Annotated in this window: 11 protein-coding genes; 2 read left to right on the top strand and 9 right to left on the bottom strand. The window is 38.7% G+C overall.

Going from position 1 to position 9182, the window contains the following annotated elements:
* Nucleotides 1-559: 559 nt before the first annotated feature.
* Both Q0612_RS07430 and Q0612_RS07425 read right to left on the bottom strand, forming a co-directional pair.
* Nucleotides 560-2080 carry a DUF2130 domain-containing protein gene (locus Q0612_RS07430; protein WP_298882804.1) on the bottom strand — a complete coding sequence of 507 codons (1521 nt, stop codon included), beginning with the start codon at nt 2078-2080 and terminating at the stop codon, nt 560-562.
* A gap of 87 nt (nt 2081-2167) precedes the next feature.
* Nucleotides 2168-2767, bottom strand: a complete 600-nt coding sequence (locus tag Q0612_RS07425; RefSeq protein ID WP_298882801.1) for an HD domain-containing protein — start codon at nt 2765-2767, stop codon at nt 2168-2170.
* A 491-nt stretch (nt 2768-3258) separates the two neighbouring features.
* On the opposite strand from Q0612_RS07425, the gene Q0612_RS07420 reads away from it, so the two are divergent.
* Complete coding sequence (locus tag Q0612_RS07420) at nt 3259-3432, top strand: helix-turn-helix domain-containing protein (protein WP_298882797.1); 174 nt, start codon at nt 3259-3261, stop codon at nt 3430-3432.
* Here the strand turns inward: Q0612_RS07420 and Q0612_RS07415 are convergent.
* From Q0612_RS07415 to Q0612_RS07395, 5 genes are all read right to left on the bottom strand, one after another.
* On the bottom strand, nt 3429-4568 hold the full coding sequence (locus tag Q0612_RS07415) for a type II toxin-antitoxin system HipA family toxin (protein WP_298882794.1): 1140 nt from the start codon (nt 4566-4568) through the stop codon (nt 3429-3431). The two genes, Q0612_RS07420 and Q0612_RS07415, sit on opposite strands and share 4 nt — an antisense overlap.
* Entirely contained in the window at nt 4546-4833 is a 288-nt protein-coding gene (locus Q0612_RS07410) for a helix-turn-helix transcriptional regulator (RefSeq protein WP_366517726.1), read from the bottom strand. The genes Q0612_RS07415 and Q0612_RS07410 overlap by 23 nt, the downstream gene beginning before the upstream one ends.
* Before the next feature lie 636 nt (nt 4834-5469).
* Nucleotides 5470-5706, bottom strand: a complete 237-nt coding sequence (locus Q0612_RS07405) for a hypothetical protein (RefSeq protein ID WP_298882789.1) — start codon at nt 5704-5706, stop codon at nt 5470-5472.
* A 42-nt stretch (nt 5707-5748) separates the two neighbouring features.
* Entirely contained in the window at nt 5749-6489 is a 741-nt protein-coding gene (locus Q0612_RS07400; protein ID WP_298882786.1) for a ParA family protein, read from the bottom strand.
* Between the two features lie 140 nt (nt 6490-6629).
* Entirely contained in the window at nt 6630-7001 is a 372-nt protein-coding gene (locus tag Q0612_RS07395) for a hypothetical protein (protein ID WP_298882783.1), read from the bottom strand.
* A gap of 144 nt (nt 7002-7145) precedes the next feature.
* Here Q0612_RS07395 and Q0612_RS07390 point away from each other — a divergent pair, with 144 nt between their 5' ends.
* Nucleotides 7146-7625 (top strand): hypothetical protein, encoded by a 480-nt coding sequence (locus tag Q0612_RS07390; protein WP_298882780.1) that lies wholly within the window; start codon nt 7146-7148, stop codon nt 7623-7625.
* Nucleotides 7626-7805: 180 nt separating this feature from the next.
* Here the strand turns inward: Q0612_RS07390 and Q0612_RS07385 are convergent, their stop codons facing one another.
* Together Q0612_RS07385 and Q0612_RS07380 are read right to left on the bottom strand one after the other, a co-directional pair.
* Nucleotides 7806-8516 (bottom strand): Fic family protein, encoded by a 711-nt coding sequence (locus tag Q0612_RS07385; RefSeq protein ID WP_298882778.1) that lies wholly within the window; start codon nt 8514-8516, stop codon nt 7806-7808.
* 5 nt (nt 8517-8521) lie between these two features.
* Nucleotides 8522-9182, bottom strand: a 661-nt coding sequence (locus Q0612_RS07380) for a DNA-binding transcriptional regulator (protein ID WP_298882774.1), incomplete at its 5' end; no start/stop codon positions are given.

Below are 9182 nucleotides of genomic sequence, written 5' to 3'. Positions count from 1 at the left end.
CTTATATAATGTATTTAGGTTGATAAAGGTAACCTATAACCCTTATTGACTGTATAATAACTGTATTAGATAGAGTGTCATCGTTCCTTATATAATGTTTCTGTTCGTCGGCTCAGAACTTTGCCCACTGTTGATTTCCGCAACAGCATCCGGCTTCCTTCAGATTCCACCTCACGATGGACACCCTTGCCTTCGGCTAACGCTTCCTGCTACCGAGCGCGTAGTGGACTTTCACCACCAAGTTATCACCCATGCTGGGCGCACAGACAAAAATGGCTGGAGCAATACGCTCCAACCATTGAAACCCAATAGCATGGACTAGATTGACCACAAAATTTGTACTAGCCTAACTCACATATTGTAATAAGTTCACTCCATAACTGCGGACCAGGTCAATCCACACTCATGTAACAGATAATTGGACCAATGCCCTACTCCACAAGTCTTTTCGACTTGACTGAGTATCAGCTTTTTTACTCTTATCTAAGCTTATAAAATACTTCAACTGCATAAACCCGTTCAGCTCATAAGCATAAGCCTCCTGCTACAACTGCTCCCGCTATTTTTCTTTCAACTCAGCAAATTTTTGAGCCATAGTAGGATTACCTTTTGTCAAACGCTTAATTGTCAAATCAGCTGCCTGACTATTGGCTTTGCCCAAATGATTGCCAGAAGTAACGAGAGCATCTCTTACTTTCTGCAGGTGCTGTATTGTCTTGTCTATTTCATCTATAGCTTCATCAAATCTCTTCTGAGCATTGGTATAATGCATCCCCCACAAACACTTAAACTCATCAATCCCTGCTTCAAAATTCTCTATGTCAATATTTTGGTTCTTCATTTCAGCCAACTGTTTTCTGTATTCTAATGAATTGCGAGCCGCATTACGCAATAAAGAAATTAACGGAACAAAAAACTGTGGCCTAATTACATACATTTTCGGATAGCGATGAGATGCATCAACAATCCCCTGATTATAATAGTCATTGTCTGCTTCCAGCAAAGTTACTAAAACAGCATATTCGCATTTTTTCTCTCGTCTATCCTTGTCAAGTTCTTTAAAAAAGTCCTCGTTTTTATGTTTTTTCTCAGTTGCATCAGCTTCATTTTTCATTTCAAACATAATAGAAATGTATTCATTACCCTCATCATCAAAATCTTTAAAAATAAAATCCCCCTTACTACCACTTCTAGCATCATTATCTTTTTCAAAATATGCTGTAGGAAAACCAATATGACGCACTTTATTGAATTCATTGCTACAATGTACTTCAAGACTTTCTCCAATCATCTTAGTCGACTGTCTAGCCTTAAAATCTCTGTACTGCTCTATCTGCTCATCTTTGTTTTTTATAATGACATCATATTCTCTACGAATACTATTCTCCCTTATTTCCATCTCCTTATTTTTAGATTCTAAATCACCATTAAGCTTAGCAATTTCTTCTTTTTTCTCAGCTAACAACTTAGTATATTTAGTTTCCACCTCACTAACAGCTAAGTTTTTGACAGTTTCATTATTGGTAATTTGAGCACTAAGTGCATCAATCTCTAATTGTTTTGCACTTTTCAACTGCTCCATATCATGTTTATGATCCTTGGTAATATTACTTATCTGATTCTGAAGTTCAGCAATAATTTTGTCCTTTTCAGCTTCAGCCTCTTTGACAATGTGCTTTTGCTCGTCATCTTTAGCTTGTAGTTTAGCATTAAGCTCAGAAATCAGTCTATCCTTTTCAGCTTCAGCTTTTTCGAGTGCCGTATTTTTTTCAGATTCCGCAGCAGCAATTTGTGCATTCAAATTTGCAATTTCAAGTTTTGTTTCATTGGATTCACTATCATGCTTTTTTTGTAAATCCGCAATTTCTTTATCTTTCTGAGCTATCAGCTGATTAAGATCTTTTTCTGCTTTAGTTTTTGCAACTTCTAAAGCATCCTCTTTTGCTATTTTAAACTGCGCTTCCCGCTCTTTAAGCTCTTTATTAAACTCCTTATCGCGAACCTGTTTAACAATAGCTGCATAACCAGCTTCATCTACCTGAAATACTTCACCACATTTTGGACATTTAATTTCTTGCATTTAGAAATCACTCCTTTAATCAATGATTTTACGCCTCTACTTCAGACACTAAGCAATCATTCTGCTCGTAGTATTCATCTTCAGCACTTATCCTTTATCCCCAAAAACCTGATTTACCTTGTCCTCAAATTCTTTGTAAAAATGCGCTGCTTCCGCATCAAACTCAAAATCGCTCATTGCCTGCACTGCAGCATGATAATACCAGCTTTGGATATTCTTGCCACGTTTGAATCGCCGCCATAAGTCCTCGCCGTATTTAGCATAATCACGCGCAATCGCACGCATATTCGCCAGCTTATCTGCCAAAACGAGCATCTGCTCACGCACATCAGCCTTTGCCAAGTGTGCCAATGCTTCCTCTTTACGTTTTTCCCAAGGATCTTCCTTATGCTTTTCTGTATGGCCTTCAACTAATGCGCCAATATCATCGCCAAATCTTGCATAAACATCTTCAATAGTAGCATCAGTATCTTCCACCACGTCATGCAGCACACCGGCAGCCATTAAATGCTTGTCGCCTGTCATTACCTCTAAAATATGCATCACCTCCAGCGGATGCACGATGTAAGGCATAGTCGTGCCCTTGCGTAAACCGCTGCGATGCATGGTAGCAGCATATGCGATTGCATCGTTCAGCAATTCGTTTTCAGCCAGTTCCTGTGCAGTAAGTTCAATGTTTTCAGCCATGATAGCACTCTCCTTTGTATTACCATTCCAACCTACAATTAAATTATACTCCCAAGCTACGTCAGATTCTGTCTATCTGATGTTAGTAAATTACAACCAACAGCTCTTTTTTTCTATCAAAAATACTTTACTGTAAATATTTCGTCACTAAAAAATTTTATCCTGCTTTTAAAGCTTCCCATTTTTCCGCTTTTAAACTGCAGCATAATATGTACTTTAGTATAATATCTATCATCATTTTCTCTAAACCTATCTTTTTTAATCCATATAAGGATTTTGACTTTTGTTAGCATGTCTGTTATACTTAACATGGATGAATGATGTATTTTTCCACTAATCCCGTCATAGGTCAGGCCGCCTTTTGCCTGCGATGACGGGATTTTATTTTCCCCGTTGTTTATAAACCACAACGTAAATTTTCCTTTATTTGTTACGTCAGACATAATATAAGCGAGGATGATTTTGAATTTTCTTGTGGGAGGAGCTGGGAAATGGAAGTTCACTACAAGTTCAAAGAAGCTAGGAAGTCTGCTAGACTTACTCAGAAAGAAGTAGCTCAAGCTCTGAACGTCACTGCTGCTACTTATAGCAGATACGAAAATGGCCTTATTCAGCCAGATCCGGAAACATTAAAGCGCATTGCTGTTTTAAATATTAAACCTTAAAATCTTTTAGAAAGAATTTCTCCTAAATCATCTTTGACACAAGCCTGAACCTGCTGCGCTATATCTTCAGCCAGCTTGAGATTCATACTAAGATTCTTCGCAACTTCCAATATATCCTTCATGCCCGGATTTTTGCCATTACCAGCAACCGTTGTAGCATGCTCTCCGCCTATAGAATAACTATACGTCAAGTCATAGGCAGGCGATAAAAGCCATTTTTTCTCATCATCCGAATATATAAACGAAAAGTTTTTAGAATGATCGTCGCGGTTATGCGCAAAAACATTAAAGCACATTAACCTAAACAGTTTTTCAAGCTCCTGATAGTCCTTTGTCAACGTCAAAGTTAATTTTCCCAAGATAATATAATCAAGATTAGGAATCCTATGTGACGTTTCCAGAAGAGCACTTACCGAAACCATATGTATTCTTTTTTCACCTTCAGAAGTTTTCACGCGATCAAATCTTTTGGTACCAAAATACCCCTCACAACGCTCTGAAGGAAACAAACGCGTTTCCGACATACTTATCCCACATTTTCCGGCACAAAGAGAATACTTGTACTCCTGCAAGCCTATATCCGGTTTATCCATAGAAGCAGGAAACTTGATAATCCAATCTTCTCCATCAACCTCTGTAAGTATTTTAGGTCTTGCACCACCTGAAGAGCCACCTAAAGAAAACAGTTCATCAATATTATCATTATACTCAGAAGACAGTATCAAACTGCACTCTTCAGCCAGCTTATCCAAATCAGCAAAACCGCTTTTTTCAGAAATATTATACTCAGGCTCATAAGACAAAGCGCCCATACCGGATGCGCCGACAATCGCCAAACGCTCAAGATTACCTACACTATGGGGATTTATTTTGTTTTTCAGTAATAAACGATCCAGCAGCAGTCTGCCCCATCCATCAGGCAAGCTGTCTGCAAAAACGCCAAACAAACCATCAAAAGGCTCTTGCTTAGCAATAAAAGGCTCTTCTCTTAAAGGCAGCGAAAACGGACTTATAGAAAATCCATTACTCAACCATTCAGGATCATAAGCAAAAGCGGTCAGATAACGCTGATACCTAATTATAGAGCCTACCACCTTGCCATTATAAGATACCTTAACCTTGTTGATTTCTTTCATTTTCTATCTCCTCAAGTGACAAATAAGGCACGTTGCTGAAAAGCTGCTTCAGCTCTTGTTCAACATTCAATGCGATAGCAATTTTAGTCAGAGATAATAAGGAAATTTCACCTGTACTCTCAAAGCGCTTCACAGATCCTAAGCTTACTCCTGATTTCTCACTTAATTTAACCTGTGAAATTTTGCGCCGTTTACGTACAGTACGAACGCGAGCTGCAATTCCTTTGTTAATCTCATCTGGGGTAGCTTCCAAAAAATCAAACATATCCATAGCTAATATTTTATCTTAAAAGCATTCTTTTTGCAAGTTTCAGCTAATATATTAGCTATTATATTTGACAGTTACCAAGCTAGAAAACTGCACCGCTCCTCCGTCGACAGCTTTGTTCACCTAAAAAAGATGAGCTTATCAGCCCTGGTTCCTGTTACTAATTGGAACAGCCAAGGCTTAAAGCTCATCCTTTTATTTTGCAACTATGACATACTGCTTTACTTAGCAATAACACCTATCTACCTATATTTTATTATGAAATAATTAAAAGCTAAACCAAGTACTTTACGTTAATATAAGCAGCCTTTGTTCCACGTCGCTCTCCAGCACCCATACTCTACTTCTTATGCGTGCAATTAGAACTAGCATATAATTTCATACAGCCCGAACAAGAGGTTAAAGTACTGTCTTTGTAAAAGCATCAGCCAATTCCCTCATATTATTATAGAGCATAAAACCTAAATAACTCCTAAACTTTTTCAAAGAAGAAATAATACGCCAAAAAGCTGCCTGCTGCTCAACAGCTGGCAGCTTTTGCCGTAGAAGGATTTATGAAGAGCTTAAATTAGAATAAATGAACCAGCAATTGCAAAAAAAATGAGTAGCTTTTACTCATTTTATAAGTAAAAGCTACTCATCCAGTTCCTTATGCACCAAGCTCAGGATAAAAGCATTCTTCGAAAGTCCTCTTTCTTTGGCGGCTGCCTCGATTCTTTTAAACAAAGCATTCGGAGCAGAAACTGTAATTCTTCTGCTACTTTCCTTTTGTAAGCATTCATCCTTTCTGTTCAGGAAGAAGCCTGTAACCTTGTCTTTAGCCGAAGTTTTCTTCTCTGCCTTTTTTAAACTGCTTGCAAAATCCCCCATAAAATCTCCTCCAACACGCTATCAGCTGCTGACCTGCTATTACTAAAGCTCTAATAATTCATTCACAAAATTACGATAGTCAAGAGCAGCGTTACACCGCGGCGCATATTCCAGCAAACTGATCTTCAGCATCTGCGCTTCCTTCACCTTTTGGCACTGCCTGATTTTAGATGTAAACAGCCTGATATGCTTACTATCTGCAAGCCTTTGATACTGTTCTGCAACCAGTCTGTCCAGCACATATCTTTTCTTGCTCATAGTAATCAAGATACCGGCGACTGCCAATTTTTTATTTTGCTGTCTAACAATATCAATGGTATTAAGGACATCCCTGATAGCCAAATCACAAAAATCGCCCAGAACCGCCGGAATAACAACCAAGTCACTAGCTACCAGCGCATTAACAGACAGCGACGACAATGCCGGTGCCGTATCAATAATCACATAATCAAAATACCCGCTGACCGGCGCCAGCACCTTTGCCAGCGCATTGCTTTCCAAAGCAGCCTGCAGCGCAAACAGGGATCTGTCAGCAGGCAACAGTCCCAACCCAGCTTCAGTTCTCAAGATGGCATCCTTAATATTAGTTTTGCCGGTAAGCACATCGGCAACAGGGCACTTAGGCTTATCTACTGCAAGCCCATGCGTCAGGTTGCGCTGCGGATCAAAATCAACCAGCAGTACATCATAACCACGCTGCTGCAAAATTTCTGCAGTAATAACCGCAGATGTAGTCTTGGCAACGCCGCCCTTTTGGATATTAAAAGAAATCGTTTTAGTCATATTAAACCTCCAAATGTGTTAAAACTACTCAATTTCTACTTAAATTCTACTCAACTTCTACTCAATTTTTACTCATTGAGGACATTATAGCACCCAAAAGGTTAACAAAAAGTTATTCGCTTTGCCAACATTTTTCCGTTCTAGGAGTCACTTCTCGCCTTCCTCTTCAATTCTCTCAGTGCGATTGAAATACCATTAAGTAAAGCCTCCCTGCTGATATGATTCTCATACATTACCATAACCAGCTTAACAATTTCCATCGCATTATTCACGCCCACGAACAGCTCAATTGCGTCATAATAGCTTTGCTTGCCATTGCAAAATGCATCATGATAGTTCACCAGCAAATCTACGCTGTGGCATTCAAGGCGTCTCTCTTTAAGCCTCATGGCGAGTGCATACGCTGTACCAAACACAGCATCCTGCACATTTTTATAAGCCTGTCCCTCAGGAAACCTTACCGTTTTAACCAATGCCCTCGGAATTACTTCAAAAGCATGCTTTTTCTGCATTTTTCTCACCCTTTCAACAAATCACATGTACACCTATCATTATATGCTGCATTCATAGCATTTTTAAGCAAACAACACGCGAAATCCTTAGAGGCCTCAGCTTTCGCTTTACATAGATAATAAATTTTTTTCAAGGAGTATCCCATGAACCTAACCTATGACGTTATTATTAAACGAACCCCCTATGGTCTTATAGCAAGCGTTCCTGACCTAGACTTACGCATCATCCATAATGACAAGGAGCTGAACGCCTGCCTTGCGCAGCACTCTGCAATATCCCTCAATGACTTTTTAGAGCTCTACTACGACACATTTCTATTCACCCTCAGCAGCAGGATAGAAGAAGAAATCTATTGGCTCGCTAAGTACCTTCTAGATGCAGAAGGCTATATTCCTTATCCTTATACCAACGTTGAACATCAAAGCGCCGCTAAAGAGCATTGCTCTATCAGGATAACTACTGCTATCGAAAGAGGAAAAAGTCCTCGAGTTGACCTTAAAATCGTCAAATCGCTGCTCAAAAAAATCCGCATCAGGCACAATCCCAAGCTCGAGCATGATCCCTACAACGGCTATCTTAAACTCAGAAAGCTCAAGCGTAACCGCCAGCCAAAGCAACCCTAAAGCAAAATTCAGCTTCGGCCTTCATGCTCAACCACTAACCCTCAACGACAGCAAAAAGGCTGACGCCTTGCGTAAATGCGAAGCGTCAGCATTTGTTGATTTTGTCCATACTTATACAATTTTCACTAGGAACTATAATATATAGGCAAAAGCTTCTGCGCACGTGGCACAATACATTGCCTACTTTTTAACAGAATACTTTGCTTTGAATGCATCATAATCCGACTTTGCAATTCTATAGCTCTCTTTATTCTCAGAATTACTTTTTACAGATTCATGAGCATTCTTAATTCCCAATATAGCGTCAGTTATAATACGAGTAAGGTACTCCTTTTGCTCATAATTCGCCATCACTAAAGAATCTCTGACGTACATTGGGTTATTTCTGATTAACTCAATATGAAACTCTATATTGTGAGCTTGCAAATAGTGCCATAAAAATGTCACGCAGGTTCTTGTATTTCCTTCTCGAAATGGGTGAATACTCCACAATTCTACAAGAAAATCTACTACTATCGAAGGCAAAGCTTTATCTTCTTTATTCCAGTCAATCTCACCATATTTGTCAAAAAAGGCTTTAAGCTTTGCCTCTATATCTTTGTAATCAGCATATTCTGCTGAACCACCTGCTAAAACCCTTTCGCTCTTATACAAATTTTCATCACGAAAAAGTCCTGCCCAATTATATAAATCTAAAAATAAATACCTGTGTACAGCAATCAGATGCTGAATATCAAACGTTGCCTCTATTCGCTCCGGTCTGATATCCAAACCTAAAAGCTTGACAGTAACCTTTTGTATTTCTAGCTTTTCAAGTAAAGCTTTATCATGTATATTGTAATTATTGATTAAGACATCACTATTAGGATAGCAATATTTTCCATTATCCATATACCTTACGCTCCTATGTACTCAAGACGATTAACCTTGTTTTCGATTTCGCTAAGAGTCAGCTTACCATTAATATATAACTCAAGCGCATTCATAAACTCTTCATTAGGCCCTTCTGTAGCAGTAAGAACTACAGCCAATGCACGTTCAACACTTTTTCTTCTTTTTTCACACTCATCAACATAATTACTGTCAATGATAATTCCCTTATATTCTAAAATCGTTTTTATCATGTCCACCACATAACTCGGAGGATTGCGTCTGCCATACTCCCAATCCTTTACTGTTGCAGCAGGAATACCAAACATTGCTGCAAATTTATTCTGACTCAGTCCAGTGCATTCTCTAAGCTCACGTATGCTCACAAAAATCATCTCCTTATCATCTATTCTATAATATATTATAAGGCAATGCCTACTATTTTTCAATATCACAGAGCCCTTCTCCTGATATCTATTGTCTACCCAAAAAATCAACGCTGTTTTTATTTCTACGAATAACTTTAAACAGTTTCTCTTCCGCCAATGTAAAAAGGCAATGCGCACCTTTTTTTCCACGATTACTTCATTATAATATGTTATACTTTGTTCATCGGTTGAACACCGACATGTTCCTTGAAAACTGTTTTGACAAATATATCGTATAACTCGGTGCACTAAAGGGTTG

This window comes from uncultured Phascolarctobacterium sp., assembly GCF_937920985.1.
Taxonomy (GTDB): domain Bacteria; phylum Bacillota; class Negativicutes; order Acidaminococcales; family Acidaminococcaceae; genus Phascolarctobacterium_A.
The sequence above is the reverse complement of the archived record's forward strand: the minus strand, read 5'-3'. Positions and strand labels throughout refer to the sequence as shown.

Bases quoted from the DNA above. Each gene is read 5' to 3' on its own strand.
- Q0612_RS07430 (WP_298882804.1), bottom strand. From the start codon at position 2,080: ATGCAAGAAATTAAATGTCCAAAATGTGGTGAAGTATTTCAGGTAGAT.
- Q0612_RS07425 (WP_298882801.1), bottom strand. From the start codon at position 2,767: ATGGCTGAAAACATTGAACTTACTGCACAGGAACTGGCTGAAAACGAA.
- Q0612_RS07420 (WP_298882797.1), top strand. From the start codon at position 3,259: ATGGAAGTTCACTACAAGTTCAAAGAAGCTAGGAAGTCTGCTAGACTT.
- Q0612_RS07415 (WP_298882794.1), bottom strand. From the start codon at position 4,568: ATGAAAGAAATCAACAAGGTTAAGGTATCTTATAATGGCAAGGTGGTA.
- Q0612_RS07410 (WP_366517726.1), bottom strand. From the start codon at position 4,833: ATGTTTGATTTTTTGGAAGCTACCCCAGATGAGATTAACAAAGGAATT.
- Q0612_RS07405 (WP_298882789.1), bottom strand. From the start codon at position 5,706: ATGGGGGATTTTGCAAGCAGTTTAAAAAAGGCAGAGAAGAAAACTTCG.
- Q0612_RS07400 (WP_298882786.1), bottom strand. From the start codon at position 6,489: ATGACTAAAACGATTTCTTTTAATATCCAAAAGGGCGGCGTTGCCAAG.
- Q0612_RS07395 (WP_298882783.1), bottom strand. From the start codon at position 7,001: ATGCAGAAAAAGCATGCTTTTGAAGTAATTCCGAGGGCATTGGTTAAA.
- Q0612_RS07390 (WP_298882780.1), top strand. From the start codon at position 7,146: ATGAACCTAACCTATGACGTTATTATTAAACGAACCCCCTATGGTCTT.
- Q0612_RS07385 (WP_298882778.1), bottom strand. From the start codon at position 8,516: ATGGATAATGGAAAATATTGCTATCCTAATAGTGATGTCTTAATCAAT.